This window comes from Pseudomonas frederiksbergensis (genome assembly GCF_017114915.1).
In the GTDB taxonomy this organism is placed as follows: Bacteria; Pseudomonadota; Gammaproteobacteria; order Pseudomonadales; family Pseudomonadaceae; genus Aquipseudomonas; species Aquipseudomonas frederiksbergensis_I.
On sequence record NZ_JAAUOE010000022.1, the window covers coordinates 40200 to 63048 of the forward strand.

The window sequence follows — 22849 nt, forward strand, 5'->3', positions numbered from 1 at the left end:
TGTCGCGTCAAGTGAAGTCGCGGCGAATCTGACGTTGCCTTGCCTCCATTTGGCCGCAGGCGTTTGCCGCCGTCTACTGTCATAAATGACAGTAGACGTGACCGTTGGTCAGGTGATTACGGGTCGGTATGGCGCGGTGTGGAATCTTCATGCCGTGCAATCTCGAATCGCGGGCTGTCAGCCGCCATCGAGGTTTTTCCAGCAACGGTTTGCACGGCCTGTGCCCAATTGCCGCCTTCTGCAAGCGGCCTGCCTGACTCGCCTGCCCAAGCTCCACCGCTGACAGGTATACCTTGGACGAGCTTGTCTTCAGCGTTGTACCAGGCACGGACCTCAACTTGCGCTCCCTCGCGGGCGCCCCCACCGAACGCAGGTGGATTTTGATTCCAGCTTCCTTCTGACGGTGCGATAAACGTTGGCGCTTCGGCGGGCAAAACAATCGATCGTTCGGGTGATTTGTCCGAGACATATTCGCCGAGCCGCTGGGTCGCAACGATTGAATGAGCACCCGATGTGTCGGGAATGACAATCGTGCAAGACCAGGTGCCGTCCGGCTGAACGACAGCCGTTCCCAGCGGCGCACCGGGCGCGCTGGCCAGCGCCACCTCGACCGTATCGCCCCCGTACCCGAACCCGCAGACGACCACGGTCGTCCCCGCCACGGTCTCATTCACCGCCGGGGTTTCAATGAGCGGTGCGCCGGGAACAACCGTGAACTGAACGAGTTCGCTGAACGGCGACGCCTCATCCCGCATGAACTGCCGGCACCTCACCTGATGTAGCCCCACGGGTAAATTGAGGTTGAGCTGATAAAGCCCCGTGTCAGGGTGCGCGACGATTCGAGGCCTTGCGACGCCGTCCACCTCGACCTCGACCTGGGCCAGATCAATCCCGCTTTTCCCTATGGCCTTGCCCTCGATCATCAAGGCGCGGGGTTCATTGCGCGGGGGGGTTGGACGGGTAATCGACGGTGCGAACAGCACCACCTCGAAGGTGACAGTGGGGCTGGGTTCAGATGCCTTGTCTCCCAGGCTTTGTACGGCGAACACCGTGTAGGTAGTGTATTCGAGCTCCTTGAGACTGACCGTCCAATTGGCACTGGCTACCGTCACCTCTCCCAACAACTCCAACGTCACATTATCGAACACTTTGATGATGCAACCGACGATCCCCTGGGTGCCGTTCAGCCCCGGCAAATGCCCGACTTGCCCACCGGGCGGAGGGGTGATCATCGGTTGGGGCACATCGATCTCGAACGTACCGGATGCCTCATCGGACGTTTGACCGCCGAAGGTTTGGGTCACCGTGAAGGTGTGGGTACCCGGGAGAAAGGGCGCCGCACGCCGGAAAGTCCACTGACCGTTGTTATCGGTGTCTGGCACTGGATGGGGAGTCGGATCGTTGCCGAATTTCAGCGTGACCACAGCCCCACGCCAGCACCTGCCGCTGATCTGCGGGGACTGACCGTTTTCGACGATGTCGTCGATATCGGGACGTTGTGCCGGGATAACCACCGGAACAGGCGGTGTGACGGGTGCGGAAGACAATGCATTGAACCGTTGAATCGCTGTCACTTGATAGTCGCCCGGAGCCCACGCAGCTCTTGCTGTGATGGACCACAGCCCATTCTCATCCACTTCGACGATGGGCTCGACAGGCGTTGTCTCGCCGTTCAGCCTGACCTCTACCCGGGAGTGCGGATGGCCCGCCCAGTATTTCCCCCGCCCCTCGAAGGTCGGTATGCCTTGCGGGCTGACCCTAACACTCAAGGTCGGCTGTGGGACGGGCAACGTAAAAGCCTTACTTTGCGCCGTCCAGTCGGAATAAATCGCCTGTCCCTGATGACCAGGCACGCTTTGCCGACCATCAAGGCTGTAATCCCCAGGTTGCCAGTCATCGAACCTCTTGGACCAGGGAGTGACTGTCACAGGGAACGAATCCACAGGCGTTGCTGCTTTATCTGTATGGATATAAAACGTTGCCGTGACATACCCGTTGCCCCCCACCGTGACAGCACCATTGGCGTCAACAACGGCCGTCAGTTTGTCGGGTTGCGGAGGTTTTATATTGAGTTGGCGAGGCTGACTGCGCTCGGACTTCTGACCGCTCACCTCCTGTTGCGCGGTCACGCGAAACGAGCCTGGCGGGGCTGCGACGGGGATACTCCACGAATTACCGTTAACCGGGGCCTGCCCCACCACAGTGTCAGTGAGATCCCGGTAGATACGCATCGTGGCGCCAACTTCCCCCTCCGTTCCGGTGACTGGAAATGAGGGGGGGTTGGTTGAGTTTTCAGCAGGAGTGGCGATAACGGGTGTTTTGGGTTTGACTTCTACCGTGACGCGCACCTGATTGGACAGGGTGATGGGTCCGTTGTAGTTCTGCGACGCTTGCAAGGTAAATGAACCGCGCGGCAGAGCCTTGGTCAGCCGTATGCTCCACTTGCCGCTTAGAACGGATCCCGTGCCATATACATCGGCACTATTACCGGCCCGGTGGACGGTGATGCTCGCGCCGGTTTTGCCATCCCCGGAAACTATTGGGGTGAATTCGGTGATTACGGCATTATCGAGGGGAGCCGTGATAACGACATTGGCTTTCAATGAAACAGTGACTGGATCGGATCGCGTCGAGGTGTAGCTCCCGATTTTCTGTGTCGCATAGAACGTCAAGGATTCACCCTCCATGGTAACCGGCGCAGTCCAACCCCCATTTGCAGTGGTAGTACCAGGACCCAAAACCCGGTTGTTGGAGTCATACACCGTGACCGTACCCAGCCCATGCTCAGCACCGGTTCCGCTGACTGTGAACTGCTTGGATGGCACCTCTCCCGAGGGAGAGGTGATCGCGACGGGAGTGACGCGCAGGGTGACACTGATCGCGGTGTCTCCCGACTGCGTCGCAACCAGGCGGTAGGCACCGGGAGCAAAAGTCCCCCTTATGTCGACAGACCAGTTGGTACCATTAAAAGCCGCCGTTTCCTGGGCTACCGGTGTCGGGTTTACACCGAAGTACATTCGCACGACGACGGGCAAAGTGTTCAGGGGGACTGTTCCCGACACCGGTATTTGAGCGTTTCTGACGAAACCATTATCGACGGGTGTCGTTATAACAGCACTACCTGTTGGCGCTACATGATTGGTAGTCATGGCACTCCCCCCATAAGAGAATTACTTTCAGTACGCCAGATCTCATCTTCGATATAACGAATTACAGCACGACCATCTCGCTCATAAAAACGGCAAATCAATACAACTATGAGTACCGAAGAGTAACACCAGCTGAGGCGGAGGGATCATCACCACTTCTGTCAAAAATGAAATCCACAGCTACAAGTGCGCTGAGGTCAAGGTTAGATGCAATCCATCCGCCCCTTGCCCAACTGATCCACTCACACGACTGCCACATGGCGTCCGGTGAATAGACCACGAAATTTTGCCTCGCCCTGGCACTCCAATTGACATTGGCTTTATTCCCACCCGGACCGCATATTTTATATTGAAGGGTATAACAGTAAAAAAGACCCCCACCGCTCGCCCACCAATATTGAAAAGTAAGGTTCCCGGTTGATGAGCCGTAGCTCGCAGTCAATGTATGCGTCCCACTCCGTAATGAGCGCAGCCACTCCAACCATTCGCTATCACTGAGCGCTTCATTACCCCCAATGGTTCTTAGTTCATTAAATGGTGATGCTTCCGCCAAGGTAAGGACTTGAAGGCTTCTTGTGTTCTCAAAAATGGCCAGACGTTCGAATGCTTCAATTTGTTGCGAAGTTAATTCATTGATATTTTTAGCGGCGTTCATGATGAGAGCTCCTGTTATATGAGTCGATGCCACGCAATACCGAAAAACTGCAAATAAAGCTTATGCAATCGTGTTCATTATCTGCTGTATTGATAACAGATATTTGAAACGATTAGAGACCGTTGCCACGAAACTGTCTACCTGTAAAATCTGATAGCCCCGAGGAGCTGTAACTTTTCCCACAATCCATCTGCGGCGTTAGCAGACAGTGTCTCGGTCTCGTTCCGAAATGACCCCGGCCATTGAAGCCATTAGTTCTTTGCGAAGTTCAATTTTCCACAACTTACGACAATTGGACTCAGTTCTTTAAAAAAGCGTCAGGCTCTTAAGTTGAAGGTTTGGCACGCGCCTTAGGCTTGATGTGATTCAGTTAAGATGGTTTGTACAGGCTTGCCTACCTGTAAAATCTGATAGTCCCGACAAACGGTAACTTTTCCCACGCAAGCATCCGGCGTGGTCCTTCAGCCGTCAGCCGGCGGCTACGATGCCTTGCACCCTTGCCTACACATCCCTCAGAATCCGCCGGCTTGTGCGCCTTGGCGTTGCCCCGTAACTTGATCCCCGTCGCTGCCCATCAGCGGCCGGGTTTAGTCGCCCGGGGTGTGTCATCAAGGTGCATTGCGCTCCTATCAGTCAGGTATTCCCTATCCCTGCACTTGATGGTGGCTGTGCACAGGGCGCTTCGGCGCGCCGGTTTTTGGTGACATTTCCCCCGGTCGACTAACCTGTGTACAGCCGCCCCCCTTCGTTTAGTCGCGAAGTGGTAAGGCTCCAATGAAGGGAAATATCACTATGTTCAAAGCAACACCCAATCCCCCAGAAACCGATCCGGTTTCCCCCTACGCATCAACCCATTCAAAAAAATTCCACGAGGCCGCCGAAAAGGCCCTCGATCACTACCTCAAACCGGACGTCGATCAATCACGCAAATGCGCGGATCGCGGCATGCGTATGTTCGTGGTCGCCCCCGACATGAACCCCCAGGCAGTGGCGATTCAGACTTACGAAACGTTTTCTTCGGTCAGCATCCTGTTGCTGGATCTGGCGGAAAGCCTGGAAGACAAGCCGCGGCATCTGGCGATGGCGATTTATCAGATGAGTGAGATGGGGTTGTTGCTGGCGGAGAAGGCGCTGGATAACGAGCGGGCGATTGCTGCGGCGTAACTGAAATGTCGGGTGTCTGTTCGGACGCCTTCGCGGGCAAGCCCGCTCCTACGGAGTTTCGTGTCGTCCACAAAGATTGTGTTCGCCGCAGATCCTGTAGGAGCGGGCTTGCCCGCGAAGGCGATCGTGAAGGCGCCGCCGCACTCAGGCCGAAGCCAACGGCTGAAAACTGAAGTACTGCTTCAATGCCTCGACCAATTGCTCATACTCCGGCGGTGCCCGTTGCAGGCTGAACCCGGCGTCGTAGTGGTGGGGGGTTGCGTCTTCGTGGCACCACAGGCAGCAGGCGTTGAGGTCGATCACTTGCTGACAATGACCGTCCATGGGGATTTTCAGGCGCAGGTCGAAATCGGCGCCCACCATCATCGGCAATTGGCTGATCAGCATCAGCCCGTCGTCGGACAGATTGCCCAGAAAGCCGATAGGCTTGTCGGTGACGCTGTTGAACACTTTGAGAAAATACGGCAGTTGATGCCGCTCGATCCGGCGGTCAGTGAACATGCGTTATTCGCCATGCAAGGCCCTTGCGCAGGGCCGCACTAATGCTTCGGAACGGGCCTGCTTCTATGGATAGAGGCATGGGCGCGCTCTCCCCGATCCTGGTGCGACAGTCCATCCCGTCCGCTGTCGCTTACTGCTACCGATCACAGGTGTTACGTCGATTTAGAAGCAAGGCTCTAAATCGATCCATTGGACTATAGCTCACCATGACCGGTCAGCCAGATACTGAATGCCCCGTCAGTCAGAACCGGGTCGGGCGCACCGCCGCTGCCGCGCTGCGGGTCGGGTAATGGCCCAGGCTCTGCAGGGTTTCCAGGCGGGCACGTGCGCGGTAGGCGTATTCGCTTTGCGGGTACGAAGCGATGATGAACTGGTAGGTCTGGGCCGCATCGATGAACAGCTTCTGCCGTTCCAGGCACTGGCCGCGCATCATCGACACTTCCGGCCACACATACGGCCGCGCGCGGCTGTCGCGTTCGACTTTGGACAACTCCATCATCACCTGCTCGCAGTTGCCACGATCAAAGGCGCTGTAGGCATTATTCAAATGATGGTTCATCGACCAACGGGTGCAGCCCGTGACGGCGAGGACACTGAGGGCAAGGGCGGCAATGGGCACGAATCGCATGGGGGATCTCCTGTCTTGCGCTCTGTATCGACCCGCGGTCGGAAATCTTCAGGACGGTGTGCTGCAAAGTTGTCACGTTCAATAAAGAAACCAATAAGTAGTGCAAACGAACAATGACTACACCCAAAGACCATAGTAGCCTCTGCTAGCGCTTGAACTCAGGAGTCTTTGCATGTCCGTCCGTCGTACCAAAATCGTCGCTACCCTTGGCCCGGCCAGTAACTCGCCGGAAGTTCTTGAACAGTTGATTCTGGCTGGCCTGGACGTCGCCCGTCTGAACTTCTCCCACGGCACCCCCGACGAGCACAAGGCTCGCGCGAAGCTGGTGCGTGACCTCGCGGCCAAGCACGGTCGCTTTGTCGCCCTGCTGGGTGACCTGCAAGGCCCGAAAATCCGTATCGCCAAATTCGCCAACAAGAAGATCGAGCTGAAGATCGGTGATCAATTCACCTTCTCCACCAGCCATCCGTTGACCGAAGGTAACCAGCAAGTGGTCGGTATCGACTACCCGGATCTGGTCAAGGACTGCGGCGTGGGCGACGAGCTGCTGCTCGACGACGGCCGCGTGGTGATGCGCGTCGACACCGCCACCGCCACCGAGCTGAACTGCACCGTGACCATCGGCGGCCCGCTGTCGGACCACAAAGGCATCAACCGTCGCGGCGGCGGCCTGACGGCACCGGCCCTGACCGAGAAAGACAAGGCCGACATCAAGCTCGCTGCCGAGATGCAGGTCGACTACCTCGCGGTGTCCTTCCCCCGTGACGCCGCCGACATGGAATACGCCCGTCAACTGCGCGACGAAGCCGGCGGCACTGCCTGGCTGGTGGCGAAGATCGAACGCGCCGAAGCCGTGGCCGACGACGAAACCCTCGATGGCCTGATCAACGCCTCCGACGCGGTGATGGTGGCCCGTGGTGACCTGGGTGTGGAAATCGGCGACGCCGAGCTGGTGGGCATTCAGAAGAAAATCATTCTGCACGCACGCCGCCACAACAAGGCGGTGATCGTCGCGACCCAGATGATGGAGTCGATGATCCAGAACCCGATGCCGACCCGCGCTGAAGTGTCCGACGTAGCCAACGCCGTGCTCGACTACACCGATGCCGTGATGCTCTCGGCCGAAAGTGCTGCCGGCCTGTACCCGCTGGAAGCGGTGCAAGCCATGGCGCGCATCTGCGTCGGCGCTGAAAAGCACCCGACCAGCAAGACCTCCAGCCACCGCATCGGCAAGACGTTCGAACGTTGCGACGAGAGCATCGCCCTGGCCACGATGTACACCGCCAACCACTTCCCGGGCGTGAAGGCGATCATCGCCCTGACCGAAAGTGGCTACACGCCGTTGATCATGTCGCGCATCCGTTCCTCGGTGCCGATCTACGCGTTCACGCCGCACCGCGAAGCCCAGGCCCGCGCGGCCATGTTCCGTGGCGTCTACACCGTACCGTTCGACCCGGCGTCCTTGCCGGCCGAGCAAGTCAGCCAGGCTGCGATTGACGAGCTGCTCAAACGCGGCGTTGTGCAGAAAGGCGACTGGGTCATCCTGACCAAGGGCGACAGCTACCACACCACCGGCGGCACCAACGGCATGAAGATTTTGCACGTTGGCGACCCGATGGTCTGAGTGACCGCTCGCTGAAAAACGAAAGCCCCGCCATGTGAATGGCGGGGCTTTTTGGTTTCTGATCAGAGATGCGTGTTGCCTGGGTTGACGCCTTCGCGGGCAAGCCTCGCTCCTACGGGTTTAGCGGTGTCCCCGTATCATGCGAACGACATAAATCCGTAGGAGCGAGGCTTGCCCGCGAAGAGGCCCGCACGGCCACCGCAGATTTAATGCCTGTTGATAAACCCCGACAACACCGCAATCGCCTCCGGCGAACGCAACCGCTGGGTGAACAACGCGCCCTCTTCTTCGATCACGTTGCGGATCCGCTCGCGATCCGGCGCTTTCATCAATTGCTTGCTAATACGCACCGCTTCCGGCGGCAGTTCGTCAAAACGCAACGCCATCTCCCGCGCCTTGGTCAACGCTGCTTCGCCACTGCCCAAAGCCTCGGTCGCTATCCCCCACGCCGCCGCTTGCTCGCCACTGAACCCCTCACCCAGCAGCAACAACTCCGCCGCTTTGGCCTGCCCGAGCAATCGCGGCAGGATCAGGCTGGAACCGAACTCCGGGCATAACCCCAGATTGACGAACGGCGTGCGCAACCGGGCGTCCGCACTGACGTAAACCAGATCGCAATGCAGCAGCATCGTCGTGCCGATCCCCACCGCCACGCCAGCCACGGCGGCGATCACCGGTTTGCGGCACTCCAGCAAGTTGAGCATGAAGTGAAACGCCGGGCTGTCGAGGTTGCTCGGCGGTTGCTGAATGAAGTCGGCGATGTCGTTGCCCGCCGTGAAGCACTCGGCGCTGCCGGTGATCAGCACGGCGTTGATCTCCGGATCGCTGTCGGCAAGCCGCAAGCCCTCCGCCAGTTGGCTGTACATGGCGCGGGTCAGGGCGTTTTTCTTTTCGGGGCGGTTGAGGCGCAGGGTCAGCAAACCGCGTTCGCGTTCGAATCGGATGGCATCGGGCATGGCGAGTCTCGCGTCGTTAAACGATCAGCGCTCAACCATGGGGTACAAAGACATCCGCCAGCAGTTGATTGCGCGGCAAACCGGCCAGGTACAGGCGCCGGGCAAAGGCGTCGACGCTGTCGGGTGCTCCGCAGACTAAGGCCAGGGTTTGCCGGGAAACAAGGCGCAGTTGCGCCAAAGCGGCGGGCAACTCGGCCGCGGTCCACAGCTCGACGTTAAGGTTTTCACGCCCCTCGGCCATGGCTTGCAGGGGGTTGGCCAGGTAGTGCTCACCGGCATCATGGGCCAGGTGAATGACGCGGATGGCGCCCTGGTGATGCTGACGCAAGGCTTCGCGCAAGATGCCGAACAACGGCCCCAGCCCGGTGCCGGCCGCCAGCAGCCACAGCGGTCGGGTATTCCAGTCCGGGTCGTAATGCAGTGCCCCGCCACGCAATTCGCCGAGACGGATCGGATCGCCGATTTTCAACTGACGCGCCGCCTCACTGAATGCCCCCGGTTGGCGGCAATCGAGGTGGAACTCCAGAAAGCGGTCTTCTTCCGGAAGGCTGGCCAGGGAATAGGGGCGCGCCACTTGATCCGCCCACAACACCAGATGCTGCCCCGCCTGATAGCGCAATGGTCGCTCGGGCGTGAGGCGCAAACGCAGGACGCTGGGGCTCAGCCAATCGCTGGCGGCCACCTGCGCGGCAAGACCGTCACGCAGTGGGTCAAAGGTTTCGACTTGCAGGTCGTCGACCACCTGGCACTGACAGGCCAACCGCCAACCTTGCCGGCGCTGCTCATGGCTCAAGGCATCGGGACGGCTGTCGCTGGGCAAGCCCTCGACACATTTGACCAGGCACGCATGGCAACTGCCGGCCCGGCAGCTATAGGGCACCGACACGCCGTTTTGATTCAGGGCATCGAGCAGGTTGCTGCCCGCCGCCACCGTCCACTGGCGTTCGCCGACCCGTAACTCAGGCATCGAGATTCTCCCAGGCCGCCGCGCAACGGTTACGGCCGTCACGCTTGGCGCGGTACAGCGCCTGATCGGCGCTGTGCAAGGCATCATCCAGATCGTCGCCAAGCTCCAGCAAGGTCATGCCCGCCGACAGGCTGAGGTCGCACACATCCAGACCGATCAATTCGACATCCATGAACGCAATGCGCAACCGCTCGCAGCACGCCGTCAGGCGCTCGGCGTCGCAATCGGGCAGCAACACCACGAACTCTTCGCCGCCGTAGCGGGCCAAAACATCGCCATCGCGCAGACAGGCAGTGGCCACCCCGGCGAACGCTTGCAGCACCTGATCGCCAGCGGCGTGACCATGAACATCGTTGATGCGTTTGAAGTGGTCGAGGTCGATCAGCGCCAACCCATGCACCACACCGATTTCCATGGCGTTCAACTCGCGGGAGGCCAGGCGCAGGAAATGCCGGCGGTTGAACAGCCCGGTGAGTTCGTCGGTAGCTACCAGGCCTTCGAGCTGGCGCATCATTCCGCGCAACGTGTCCTGATGCGCCTGCAAGGCGAACCGCCGCTGACGCATACGCTGGCGCGACAGCTGGACATAGCGGGCGTACAGCACCAGCCAGCCGAGCACCACCAACAGCAGGCACACCTGCAACAGCGCCAGCGTCGGGTCGGGCAGTTGAAAGTGATAGCCCTCCCACAACGTGATGGCGCTGAAACTGAAAAACACAAACAGTGCACACCGCAGGAACGCCGTGCGCGACAGATGAAACAGCCCGAACAACAGGATCAGCAGGTAAAACACCAGAAACGCGCCGCGTGCCTCATCCAGATGGGCGATCAGCCAGGTCTGCCAACCCAGCCCCAGCAGTATTTGCACTTCGGTCAGGCTGGGGTCGGTAAAACGCAAGTTGGCGCCGCTGTAAAACACCGCGAACAATACTGCCTGGCTGAGCAGCGCCAACACGCTGCCGACCACCATGCCGACGAGGGAGTCATCGTAATGGCCGGTGAAAAACGCCAGCCACAACAGCAGCAAAGCCAGGGCATAGGTGCCGGCCGCAAGGGCAAAGCGTTTGAGCAAAAGCCGCTGGATGGCGTTATGGGTCAATCGTTGACTCACCGTGCGTAAGAAGGCTGTCGGAGTGTCCTACTCTACAGGCCGGATGCCACTTTAGTGGCGAGTCTGATAAATGACCATTCAATTTTTGGGGTAAAAAAACCGGCGTCAAACCCATGACTGAATTCCCCCTGTAGGAGCTGGCTCGCCAGCGAAGGCGGCCCCAAGCCTTACCGTGCCCATGAACACGCCTTCGCCGGCAAGCCGGCTCCTACAGACCTATGCGACCAACGTTTGATTGTCAACGGATGTACCCGCCTTTGATGCGCGGTATACTGCCGCGCCTTTTTAGCGTCGCGCCAGCATGCCCGGCGTGCCTTGAAAGGTGTCTGCGACCGACCGATGCACCCAAGCCGCAGGCACCTTATTGAATGTTCCCGTCTTTTAGAGGAGCGCGACTCGATGACCGTGATCAAGCAAGACGACCTGATTCAGAGCGTTGCCGACGCCCTGCAATTCATTTCTTACTACCACCCCGTGGATTTCATCCAGGCGATGCACGAGGCCTACCTGCGTGAAGAATCGCCGGCAGCCCGCGATTCCATCGCGCAAATCCTGATCAACTCGCGCATGTGCGCCACCGGCCACCGCCCGATCTGCCAGGACACCGGTATCGTCACCGTGTTCGTGCGCGTAGGCATGGACGTACGTTGGGATGGCGCCACCATGGGCCTGGACGACATGATCAACGAAGGCGTGCGCCGGGCTTACAACCTGCCGGAAAACGTCCTGCGTGCCTCGATCCTCGCCGACCCGGCGGGTGCTCGCAAGAACACCAAGGACAACACCCCGGCCGTTATCCACTACTCCATCGTTCCGGGTAACACCGTGGAAGTGGACGTGGCGGCCAAGGGCGGCGGTTCCGAGAACAAGTCGAAAATGGCCATGCTCAACCCGTCCGACTCGATCGTCGACTGGGTACTGAAGACCGTTCCGGAAATGGGCGCCGGCTGGTGCCCACCGGGCATGCTCGGCATTGGCATCGGCGGCACCGCCGAGAAAGCTGCCGTGATGGCCAAGGAAGTGTTGATGGAGTCCATCGACATTCACGAGCTCAAAGCGCGCGGCCCGCAGAACCGCATCGAAGAAATGCGCCTGGAGCTGTTCGAGAAGGTCAACCAGTTGGGCATCGGCGCCCAGGGCCTGGGTGGCCTGACCACCGTGCTCGACGTGAAGATCATGGATTACCCGACCCACGCCGCTTCCCTGCCGGTGTGCATGATCCCCAACTGCGCCGCCACCCGTCACGCGCACTTCGTGCTCGACGGCTCCGGCCCGGCCTCCCTGGAAGCGCCACCGCTGGACGCCTACCCGGAAATCGTCTGGGAAGCCGGCCCATCGGCCCGTCGCGTCAACCTCGACACCCTGACCCCGGAAGAAGTGCAAAGCTGGAAGCCGGGCGAAACCGTCCTGCTCAACGGCAAGATGCTCACCGGTCGCGACGCCGCGCACAAGCGCATGGTCGAGATGCTGAACAAGGGCGAAACCCTGCCGGTGGACCTCAAGGGTCGCTTCATCTACTACGTCGGCCCGGTTGATCCGGTGCGCGAAGAAGTGGTTGGCCCGGCCGGTCCGACTACCGCCACGCGGATGGACAAGTTCACCCGTCAGATCCTCGAGCAAACCGGCCTGCTGGGCATGATCGGCAAATCCGAGCGCGGCCCGACCGCAATCGAAGCGATCAAGGACCACAAAGCCGTGTACCTGATGGCGGTCGGCGGCGCGGCTTACCTGGTGGCCCAAGCCATCAAGAAATCCCGCGTGGTGGCGTTCGCCGAACTGGGGATGGAAGCGATCTACGAGTTCGACGTCAAAGACATGCCGGTGACCGTTGCGGTCGACAGCAAAGGTGAGTCGGTACACATCACCGGGCCTGCGATCTGGCAGCAGAAGATCAGCGAAAGCCTGGCGGTGGAAGTGCAGTAAAGGCTTTCCCCCTCGATAAAAAGGCCGGGCGATCAGCAATGATCGTCCGGCCTTTTTTTCGCCTGTCATAAGGTGGCGCGCGCCAGGCACCTATCAGATTTGACAGGTTACGCCCCGTACGAGCTCTGTTAGCGTGGGATCTCACCGGCATTCCACGCTTCCCTGCCCCCGGTTCACAGGTTCGCTTGCCATGGCCAATGATGCAGATGCGCTCGTTACCCCGCCGTCGATCGCCAAGACAGCGTCGATTGCCACCCAGGGTCGCAGTTGGGGGGAAATCGGTGCGACCGGGCAAAGGGCCTACACGCTTGCTCTGCCTTTCCAGGTCGGGCGCACGCTCAATCCTGATTTGACCCTGCGCTATGACAGCAACTCGGGCAACGGCCCATCTGGCCTCGGCTGGCATTTGGATGTGCCCGCGATCAACCGCAAGACCAGCAAGGGGACGCCGCAATACAGGGCCGCTGATGTGATGTTGGCCGGTGGCACCGAGCTGCGACCCGAACTGACCACCCAGGGCAAGATCAAGGCGACCAAACGCACACGCCGTAACAACCGGCGTGTCGAAAAGTATTCCGTGGTGCGCTATATCCCGCGTCTGGAACGTACGTTCACCCGTTACGAGCTCTGGACACCCGCCGACGGCAAAGCATTCTGGATGGTCTACGGTGCCGATGGCACGCAGTATTGCTACGGCAACAGCACGGACTCCTGCATTCACGACCCGGACGCCCCGGACCACATCGCCGTGTGGTTGCTGGTGGAAATCGTGAACGCCGTGGGCGAACACATCTTTTTCGAATACAAGGCCGACAACAAAGACCTCGACGACCGTTTTGACTATCGGGCTCAGCGCTACCTGCGCCAGATCTGTTATTGCAACAAAACCGCCAGTGCCGGACTGTTGTGTCTCGACCATCCGCAACCGCAGGATTTGGATTGGTTGTTACGGATGGTAGTGGACTACGGTGAACGCAGCACCGACCCAGACGTGGTACCGCCGTTTAAAGCGCCCAATGAAAATGCCTGGCCACTTCGTTCCGACCCGTCACGCAGTCATCGCTACGGCTTCGAGGTAGGCACCCGGCGTCTGTGCCGGCAATTTCTGATGTACAACAACATTGGCACCGAGAAGGTGTTGGTCAATCGCCTGTTGCTGGAATACGACACCACTGAACTGCGCTACAGCCAGATGAAAGCGGCGCACTACATGAGCTACGACGCCAGCGGTCGCGTCAAACACTCGCCGCCGCTTGAGTATTTCTATGCGAAGTTCGTACTCAATACCCAACCCCAACCGTTCTTGCCGCTCGATCACATGCCCGGCCTCAACGACGGTCAGCCCTACCACTGCGTCGACCTCTACGGTGAAGGGATGCCCGGATTCCTGTGCCAGTACGACAACGCCTGGTACTACCGGGAACCCTTGCGCGGCGAGCCCGGCACCGACGAAATCGTCTATGGCCCCTGGACCTTGCTGCCCCTGATCCCGAATGCCGACAGCAGTAAACCGGTGGTGCAGATCCTCACCGACCTCACCGGCGACGGGCGTCTGGACTGGATTGTCGCGCAGTCGGGCGGCAGCGGTTATTACACCCTCGATCCGGACGGTACCTGGTCGCTGTTCAAGCCGTTCAACCAGTTTCCGGTGGAGTTCTTCCATCAATTTTCCCGATTGGGTGACTTGAGCGGCGATGGTCTGGACTCCGTGGCCCTGATCGGCCCGAAAAGCGTGCGGGTGTATGCCAACGTGCGGGAAAAGGGTTTTGCTCCCGGCCAGGATGAACCTCATGACCCGGACAGGTTGCCGCTGTTCAGCGACGCCCGCAGCGAACTGGTGTTTTTCGGCAATCCGCACGCCAGTGACCTTATCGGGCTGTGCCGGATCAGCCATGACAAAGTCGAATGCTGGTCCAATCTGGGCCATGGCAAATTCGGCAAGGGCATTGAGATCAGCCCCCTGCCCTTCCAATACAAGGACTTCAATGTCGATCAGGTGCGGATCGCCGATCTGGACGGTTCCGGCGCGCCGGCCCTGATCAGACTGCGCTCTGATCACTTCGAGATCTACTTCAACTACGGTGGCAATGGCCTGGCGCAGGAGCCGGTGAAGGTTGCATGGCCCGAAGGCGTGCGCTACGACAACCTCTGCCAGGTGACCTTCGCCGACCTGCTAGGCCTGGGTTGCGCCAGCCTGCTATTGACCGTGCCACACATGACACCGCAGCACTGGGTATATCACTTCGTCAGCGAGCGGCCGTACCTGCTCAACGGCTGCAACAACAACATGGGTTACAGCGCCACGTTGGGTTATCGCAGCAGCGCTCAGTGCTGGCTGGATGAAAAACGCAAGGTGCTGATGGCACGCCAGCGTCCGGTCTGCCATCTGCCGTTCCCTCAACAGGTGTTGAGCTGGTTGCGCCAAGACGATGAAATCACCGGCAATGACCTGATGCAGTTTTTCGAATACTTCGAGGGCTATTACGACGGCAAAGAGCGCGAGTTCCGCGGCTTCGGGCGGGTCTATCAGACCGACAGTGAATTGGAACCGGGCAAGGCCGAGAGCGGGCATACGGCACCGATGCGGGTGAAAAACTGGTTTCACACGGGTAGAAGCATCGATGTCGAATTGAAAGACACCTGCCTGCTCGACGACGAAGACCAGCCGCTGGGCAAAACCCTGTTTTCACGGTTCAACGAAATCAAGGGCACCGATCTGATCCGAAAACCCCATCCCGTCGACGAGCGTGAAATCGCCTACGTCCTCAGTGGTCGGTTGCTGCGCACCGAAGTGTCCCAGGCCGACGATCCCGAGCCAGCGCGGTTGTTTTCCCTGACCAAGTACCGCTACCGGGTCCGGCAAACCAGCAGCAGACCGTCCAGCCTGCTGGGGCTTGAACAGGAAACGCATAGTTATCAATACGAACGTTTCATGGACGACCCGCGCTGTCAGCATGTGGTCAATATGGAATGGGATCGGTTCGGCCTGCTCGTCCACGGTTTCACCGTTGACAGTGCACGACGCCGCACTGAAGCCGACGAACCGCCGTTCGAGGAAGAGGATCAGCGGCGTGCCTGGTCCGACAGTTTTGATGACCAACAGAACGTGTTTTACCTGGCAGAGGCGCGCGCTGATTTCATTCACCTGACCGACGCGCCCAATTGGCAGCTGGGGTTGCCCTCGCGCCAGCGCAGCAATGCGCTGATGCTGCCCAAGGGCACACTACCTCAGGGCCTGAGCGAGGATCAGATCAGCTTCGAGAATTTCGTCAAGCATCAGGCAAGCCCCGAATGGACAGCCCTGCGCGAACTGACATCGCTGTCGCAGCAACACTACCTGACCGACGACGACAAGATGCTGTATCCACCGCTGGCAGGACCAACGGAACAGGCCGTGTTCGACAAAAAAGCCCTGGCAGCCTACGACGACGTTCCGCCGCCGTTTGTCATTCGTGATGAATTGAAGAAGATCGGCTATCAGACCATGAATCTGTTTTTGCCTGATGATCCGGTTGAAGACAAGCTGGAAAACCTGTGGTCAACCCTGAGCGGCTTTTTCACCTACGCAGGTGCCAGCGGCTTCTACCAGGTCACCGCCGTGCAGCAGACCGCCAGCCATGGCGTAACTCAAATCACCCGGGACGACTACCACCTGCTGACCACCGCCATCACCTTGCCGGACGGGTGCAGGACAAAAGTGACTTACGACTATCACACGCGCCAGCCATCGAGCATCGAGGATGTCAACGACAATATTCAGGAAGTGCTCTATGAACCGGGCGGTCAACCGATGGTGCGCAGTTTTCATGGGACCGAAGAAGGACTGCCGGCCGGTTTCGACAAGCTTGCCAATTACCCTGCGCAGAGCGACCTGAGCCCCGAATACGCCATCGAAAACCCGGAGTTGGCGCTGGCGAATGCCGCCAGTGCGGTGCGTACCGACCGGTTCAGCTGGATGCCCCAACTGCCCCCCAATATGCTGCCCATCAAAAGAAAGGAATGGATCGCCAAGGGTCTGATCCTGCCCGACGGTCGCATCCGCGCTTCGGCGCTGCACTGGTTGACCCGGCTGAAAAAGCGCACCGCCAGCGAGCAGACCCTGCTCAATCTCATCCGCACCGCCCCCCGCCAACCGGTGCACAGCGTCGTCCTGACAGCCGACCGTTACCACAGCGATCCGCTGCAGTTGATCCAGATCATCATCAACTTTATTGACGGCTTCGGCCGCGAGCTGCAAAGCAAACAATTGGTCGAACCGGGCCCGGCGTATGTGGCCACGCCCGAGGGCGATCTCGCGCTCGACGATAATGGCAAGCCGATCGAAGCGCCGGCCGATCAACGCTGGCGTGTCAGCGGGCGCGTCGAGTACAACCATAAAGGTGAGACCATCCGCGTCTACCGCCCCTACTTCCTCGATACCTATCACTGCATCAACGACAGCTCGATGCGCCAGCACGGGTTTCACGACCGGATTTTTTATGACGCACTCGGCCGGCCGATCAAGACGATCAATGCCTTGGGCCATCTGGCATTCGACATCCTGCATCCCTGGTTCCAGCTCAGCTACGACTTCAATGACACCGACGAAACACAACCGGTGAAATCGGCCAAACCTGTCAAGCCTGCAAAGAGGGCCAAGCCATGAACACCAGTGTGCACTGGCGCACACCCTCCCTGGCCGCCACCGACTCACGTGGTCTGGCCATCAGGCAGGTCGCTTACCTGCGCAAGGTGGCCGGTGGCGAGGTGCAAGCCCTCATTACCCGTCAGCACCATGACGTTGCCGGACGACTGGTCGCACAACGGGATCCGCGCCTTACCACGCCCAACACCACCACCGTTCATGGGCTCAACGGCCAACCGCTCAAGGTCCACAGCGTCGATGCCGGGGTGAGTATGAACCTGCCCGGACTGGCCGGGGAGCCCGTGCAGACCTGGGACGCGAACGACAATCACCGGCGCATGAGCTACGACAATCAGCTGCGCGTGGTGGCCGTCGAAGAGAACGCGGTACCGAACTTCGAGACCTTCCGCTACGCCAATGCCTTGGCCGATCCCGGATACAACCTTCGCGGGCAAATGATCGCGCTGAAAGATCCATCGGGAGGCGTCGATTTTCACAGCTTCGCGCTGACTGGCCCGGCGCTGGGCGAAACCCGCACCTTTCACGACGGCAAAACATTCACCAGCCGCCAGATCTTCAGCCCCCTCGGTGCGGTGCTGGAACACACCGATGCCGGCGGGCATCAGCAACAGTCGACCTACGACGTCGCCGGTCAACTCACACAGGTGCAGCTCAAGCTCAACGAGCAGCCCAACTGGCAACCAGTGTTGCAGGGTGCGCAGTACAACGCCGCCGGGCAGATCATCGAGCAACTGACCGGCAATGGCGTGAACAGCCGCTGGCGCTACCATGCGGCCGATGGGCGCCTGCTGCGGCAAGTCGCACAAAAGGCTTCGGAGCCAATGCTTCAGGATTTTGAGTACAGTAACGACCGGATGGGCAACATCACCCGCATTCTCGACCACGCTTACACGCCCACCTATTTCGCCAACCAGCGGGTCGACGGCAGCCGAGCGTTCGACTACGACTCGCTGGACCGACTCATCCGCGCCACCGGCTACGATGACGCACCGCCAGAGGACACCCCTGGCCGGCCGCAGCCGACCGATCCTAATGATCGGCGCAACTATATTCAGACTTACGATTACGACCACGGCAACAACCTGACCAAGCTCAGCCATGTGCGCGCCGGCACCACTTCCACCCACCAGATGTTCATCGACCCCGACAGCAATCGCGGCGTGCGCTGGAAATCCGGCGCCCCGGATCCGGACTTCCCTGTACTGTTCGACCGCGCCGGCAATCTCCAGGCCCTGCAACCCGGCCAGTCGATGCAGTGGAACAACCAGAATCAACTGGAGTCGGTGACCCTGGTCGAACACGCCACCGGGCCAAATGACACCGAGCAGTATCGCTACAGCCAGGGAGAGCGGGTCTACAAACGCCACGAAACCCACACGGCCAAAGTCAGCCACTTTCACGAAGTGCGCTACCTACGGGGCCTGGAGATCCGCACCCGGGACAACGGCGAAGAGCTGCACCTCATCACCCTCGTCGCCGGTGTCAGCAATGTAACGTGTCTGCATTGGGTAGCCGGCAAACAGCCGGGCATAGACGCCAATCAACTGCGCTACCCTCTGGTGGATCATCTGGGTTCGTGCCTGAAGGAACTGGACCAACGGGCACTGTTGATCAGTGACGAGGGCTATTACCCGTACGGGGGCAAGGCGTGGCTGGTAGCACGATCCTTGATCGAAGTGGATTACAAGTTCATCCGCTACGCAGGCAAGGAAACGGATGTCACCGGATTGATCTACTACGGAGCGCGGTACTACGCGCCGTGGCTGGGTCGCTGGATCAGCCCAGATCCAAAAGGAGCTGTGGACGGGCTGAATCTGTATGCGTTCGTGGGGAACAATCCACTGCGCTATACGGACCCTACGGGAGCGGCCAAAGCGGAAAGCGTGATCATGCTGTATTCAGGATTCATTTCCGCTCTCGGTGGGGTTGCCGAACAGACGCTCGTGCAAATCGACAACGTCATCCATCAAAAGAACATCAAGAGCAGTCTGTTCAAAAATACGGTGGGCGAGGTGGCCAGTGGGATAGCCGGCTATGAAGCCGGGAACATCGGCGGGGAACAGGTGAGCCTGCACATACCCAATGTCCGTCACATCGTCGCCCACAAGCGAGTGGACAGGTTGCCGTTCATTGAAGCATTGACCGGCGGCAATGCCGGCGGAGATGTGGCCGGCGGCATGGCGGCACCGGTCACGGGCATGGGGCTGATCGGCGCGCTCATCCCGCAAACCTCGAACATCTCCGTTGCCTCGATCGATCGCCAGTTGGGGATACCCGAGGCCGTCAAGGACATCCAGCTCAACAGTTGGAGAAACGTAAAGGACGAAGTGATCCACCCGGCACTCAATTCGGTGCTCAACCCTGATTTCATGATGAACCGGGTAATGGCGTCGTGGTTATCGATCCTCCCCGGCGCGTTCAATCTATTGACCCGGGCGGTGGAAGCCGAAGACATCAAGAACCGTCTCGATCCGGTCAAGGTCGGTAAGATCGAGACGATGCTCGGTGAATGGAAGGAGGCTGTCGAGCAACGCTCGGCCTGGGCCGAATCCGCCTTCGACGCGTTGGGCACGGATGTCATCCATCCGGCCGATTTCATTCCCAACGTCACCCATATGACGTCCAGTGAAAGGCTTGCGCCGATCACCCGCGCCGGGCTGCAACAGACCACCACCAAGACGCTGGATTACATCAACCGCATGCAGAAGGGCATGGCCTGGTACAAGGAGATGGGCACTACGGACAACCAGTTCTTGTCGCGGCAACGCGCCGCGCGACATTGATAGTCTCCGCAGACCGCCCCATGAGCGAATCAGTGCATCTGCGCACACCAACCTTGCTGGTTCATGATTCCCGGTCACTCGCCGTCCGGCAGGTGGCTTACCTGCGCGCTGTCGCCGGCGATCCTGTGGAAACGCTGATCACCCGCCAGCGCCACGATGCCGCCGGGCGCCTCGTGGAGCAGTGGGATCCGAGGTTGTCCGTACCCAACGTTGTGACTGTATTCCGTCTGGATGGCCAGCCGCTCAAGGTCGACAGTGTCGATGCCGGCAAGAGCCTGGTTCTGCCGGGGCTGGCCGGGGAAGAACGGCTGCATTGGGACGCGCTCGGCAATCATCGGCGCAAGAGCTACGACAATCAGATGCGCCCCGTGACCATCGAAGAGAACGCGGTGCCCGAAGTCGAAACCCTCACTTACGCCGACGCCACGGCCGCCCCCGGCCACAACCTGCGCGGGCAAATGATCGCGCTGAAAGATCGATCAGGCACGGTCGATTTTCGCAGCTTCGCTCTGACTGGCCCGGCGCTGGGCGAAACGCGCACGTTTCACGATGGCAAGGCGTTCGTCAGCAGCCACACCTTCAGCCCTCTGGGCGAGATACTTGAGAAAACCGACGCTGGCGGACACCAGCGACAATCGATTTACAACGTTGCCGGACAACTTCGGCAAGTCAAGTTGCAGCTCAAGGATCAACCCGACTGGCAAACGGTGCTGGAGGATGCGCAGTACAACGCCGCCGGACAGATCATCGAGCAAAAGACCGGCAACGGGGTCATCAGCCGCTGGCTCTACGACCCGGCCGACGGGCGCCTGCACCGACAAATCGCGCAAAAGGATCCGACGACAGTTCTTCAGGATCTCGAGTATCGATACGACCCGATGGGCAACGTCATCGCTATCCTCGACCACGCCTTCACACCCAGTTTTTTCGCCAACCAACGGGTCGACGGCGATCGCACATTCACCTACGACTCGCTGTACCGGCTGCGCAGCGCAACCGGATATGCCGACGCTCCGCCCGCGGACGACACAAGCCCGCTGCCGACCGATCCCAACGACCGGCGCAATTACACAGAAACCAACGAATACGACGCTGGCGACAATCTGATCAAAACCATCCATGTCCGGGAAGGCACCAGCCATACCCGCGAGATGTTCATCGACTCCGCGAGCAACCGTGGCGTGCGCTGGAAACCGGGTGATCCGCAGCCGGATCTCGACACATTGTTCGACCGCGCCGGCAATCTGTTGGCCCTGCAACCCGGCCAGCCCATGCACTGGAACAACCGTGGCCAACTGGAATCGGTGACCCTCGTCGATCGCAACGGCAGCGGCCCCAATGACGAAGAGCGCTACGCCTACAGCCAGGGCGAACGGGTACACAAACGCCACGAGACCCACACGACAAAAGTCAGCCACTTTCACGACGTACGCTACCTGCCGGGGCTGGAGATCCGCACCAAGGACAACGGCGAGGAACTGCATGTCATCACGCTCGACATCGGGCCGGGCGGCGTGCGCTGCCTGCACTGGGAAAAAGACCCGGCGAATATCGGCGCCGATCAATTGCGCTACATCCTGAACGATCACTTGGGCTCGGCGGTGAAAGAATTCGACGGGCAGGCGAAGTTGATCAGCGATGAAGGCTACCTGCCGTTTGGCGAGACTGCCTACCTGACCGCCCGTTCGGCGGTTGAAGTGAGTTACAGGACAGTGCGGTATTCGGGCAAGGAGATGGATGTCAGCGGGCTGTACTACTACGGCGCCCGGTATTACGCGCCGTGGCTGGGTCGCTGGATCAGCGCCGATCCGGCGGGGGATGTGGACGGGCTGAATCTGTATGCGTTCGTGGGGAACAATCCGCTGCGGTACGTCGACTCTTCAGGGTTCTCCAAAACAGAAGCCGAACGACGCCAGGAGATAGGCGCTTTTGTCGAGAACCTATCCTCGGCAACCAAAGCGGTAGATAAACAAAATGCGTTGCTGGAACACGCTTTTGAGACAAAGGCTATAAACCTCACAATCGCCAAAACCAAAACATTCGCTATTGCGACGGGTATTGTTTCCTATGGTGCCGGCGTGGCGGGAGGGTTCGCGGGCGGATTGGCAGGGACAGTGACGGTGCCCGTGGCAGGTACAATTACGCTCGGAACCCTGGGTGCTTTAGGCGCAAAAAAAGCGGCAGGTAAATTCATGGAAAAGGTCGGAAAGGCCGCAAACCTGGAACCGTCTATCACGCCCAAGGCGGCCGAACTTTCATGGGAGAAAATCAAAAAGAAAAACGTCCCGATTCTTTCTGTTGAATACGCCAAGAATCTGCTGCACGAATACAACCCGAAAACATCGGAAGGACAAAAAACATGGTTCAAGGAAGTAGTACTGCAGGCAATGGGGCGCCTTGTAAAGTTCGGAGCCAAGGAATTGGTACAACTTGGAAAACTCTCTGAGGAAGCCAATGACATCAGTGAGTTGAGCCCAATGAAAATCAACCGACTGAACGATGCGTACGCGAAGTTGGGTGAGGACGTGACAGCAGATTACGATCAGGTAATGGAAAACTTTTCTGTACTGGGAACGCCATCGTTGTACTCGACTGGCGGAGTGACAGGGTCGGAAGAACTGATAGAACTGAAAACCATAAAAAAAGACATGGAGATTTTCAGGGCCAAAACCCGACGAGCTCAGGAAACCATTGTGAGGTACAGACAACGGCAAGGCTGGCCCACGCGTGCTTGATACCGATA

13 protein-coding genes are annotated in these 22849 nt (G+C 59.4%); 6 read left to right on the forward strand and 7 right to left on the reverse strand.

Annotation, left to right across the window (positions count from 1 at the left end):
* Nucleotides 1-116: 116 nt before the first annotated feature.
* Together HCU66_RS16625 and HCU66_RS16630 are read right to left on the reverse strand one after the other, a co-directional pair.
* Nucleotides 117-3149 (reverse strand): Ig-like domain-containing protein, encoded by a 3033-nt coding sequence (locus HCU66_RS16625; RefSeq protein ID WP_205889501.1) that lies wholly within the window; start codon nt 3147-3149, stop codon nt 117-119.
* Nucleotides 3150-3255: 106 nt separating this feature from the next.
* The gene (locus HCU66_RS16630) at nt 3256-3804 is read right to left on the reverse strand and encodes a hypothetical protein (protein WP_205889502.1); all 549 of its coding nucleotides are present in this window, start codon (nt 3802-3804) and stop codon (nt 3256-3258) included.
* A gap of 792 nt (nt 3805-4596) precedes the next feature.
* On the opposite strand from HCU66_RS16630, the gene HCU66_RS16635 reads away from it, so the two are divergent.
* On the forward strand, nt 4597-4968 hold the full coding sequence (locus HCU66_RS16635; protein WP_205889503.1) for a DUF6124 family protein: 372 nt from the start codon (nt 4597-4599) through the stop codon (nt 4966-4968).
* 144 nt (nt 4969-5112) lie between these two features.
* Here the strand turns inward: HCU66_RS16635 and HCU66_RS16640 are convergent, their stop codons facing one another.
* Both HCU66_RS16640 and HCU66_RS16645 read right to left on the reverse strand, forming a co-directional pair.
* Nucleotides 5113-5469 carry a PilZ domain-containing protein gene (locus HCU66_RS16640; RefSeq protein ID WP_205889504.1) on the reverse strand — a complete coding sequence of 119 codons (357 nt, stop codon included), beginning with the start codon at nt 5467-5469 and terminating at the stop codon, nt 5113-5115.
* A 241-nt stretch (nt 5470-5710) separates the two neighbouring features.
* Nucleotides 5711-6097 carry a tetratricopeptide repeat protein gene (locus HCU66_RS16645; protein WP_205889505.1) on the reverse strand — a complete coding sequence of 129 codons (387 nt, stop codon included), beginning with the start codon at nt 6095-6097 and terminating at the stop codon, nt 5711-5713.
* A gap of 172 nt (nt 6098-6269) precedes the next feature.
* Here HCU66_RS16645 and pyk point away from each other — a divergent pair, with 172 nt between their 5' ends.
* The gene (gene pyk, locus HCU66_RS16650; protein WP_205889506.1) at nt 6270-7721 is read left to right on the forward strand and encodes a pyruvate kinase; all 1452 of its coding nucleotides are present in this window, start codon (nt 6270-6272) and stop codon (nt 7719-7721) included.
* Nucleotides 7722-7927: 206 nt separating this feature from the next.
* Here the strand turns inward: pyk and HCU66_RS16655 are convergent, their stop codons facing one another.
* From HCU66_RS16655 to HCU66_RS16665, 3 genes are read right to left on the reverse strand one after another with little or no spacing between them, the layout of a single operon-like run.
* Nucleotides 7928-8677 (reverse strand): enoyl-CoA hydratase-related protein, encoded by a 750-nt coding sequence (locus HCU66_RS16655; protein WP_205889507.1) that lies wholly within the window; start codon nt 8675-8677, stop codon nt 7928-7930.
* Nucleotides 8678-8708: 31 nt separating this feature from the next.
* Nucleotides 8709-9644, reverse strand: coding sequence for an iron-sulfur-binding ferredoxin reductase (locus HCU66_RS16660; protein ID WP_205889508.1), 936 nt, complete (start codon nt 9642-9644; stop codon nt 8709-8711).
* Nucleotides 9637-10743: a GGDEF domain-containing protein gene (locus HCU66_RS16665; protein ID WP_205889509.1), complete on the reverse strand. Its 1107-nt coding sequence runs from the start codon at nt 10741-10743 to the stop codon at nt 9637-9639. The genes HCU66_RS16660 and HCU66_RS16665 overlap by 8 nt, the downstream gene beginning before the upstream one ends.
* Nucleotides 10744-11154: 411 nt before the next feature.
* Here HCU66_RS16665 and HCU66_RS16670 point away from each other — a divergent pair, with 411 nt between their 5' ends.
* The 4 genes from HCU66_RS16670 (at nt 11155) to HCU66_RS16685 (ending at nt 22841) form a co-directional block, all read left to right on the forward strand.
* A complete protein-coding gene (locus HCU66_RS16670) occupies nt 11155-12678 on the forward strand; it encodes a fumarate hydratase (protein WP_205889510.1) in 1524 nt (507 codons plus the stop codon).
* 190 nt (nt 12679-12868) lie between these two features.
* Nucleotides 12869-17323 carry a SpvB/TcaC N-terminal domain-containing protein gene (locus HCU66_RS16675; RefSeq protein ID WP_205889511.1) on the forward strand — a complete coding sequence of 1485 codons (4455 nt, stop codon included), beginning with the start codon at nt 12869-12871 and terminating at the stop codon, nt 17321-17323.
* Nucleotides 17320-20106 carry an RHS repeat-associated core domain-containing protein gene (locus HCU66_RS16680; protein ID WP_205889512.1) on the forward strand — a complete coding sequence of 929 codons (2787 nt, stop codon included), beginning with the start codon at nt 17320-17322 and terminating at the stop codon, nt 20104-20106. Before HCU66_RS16675 ends, HCU66_RS16680 begins: the two co-directional genes overlap by 4 nt.
* Nucleotides 20107-20126: 20 nt before the next feature.
* Nucleotides 20127-22841, forward strand: a complete 2715-nt coding sequence (locus HCU66_RS16685; protein WP_205889513.1) for an RHS repeat-associated core domain-containing protein — start codon at nt 20127-20129, stop codon at nt 22839-22841.
* Nucleotides 22842-22849: the final 8 nt, after the last annotated feature.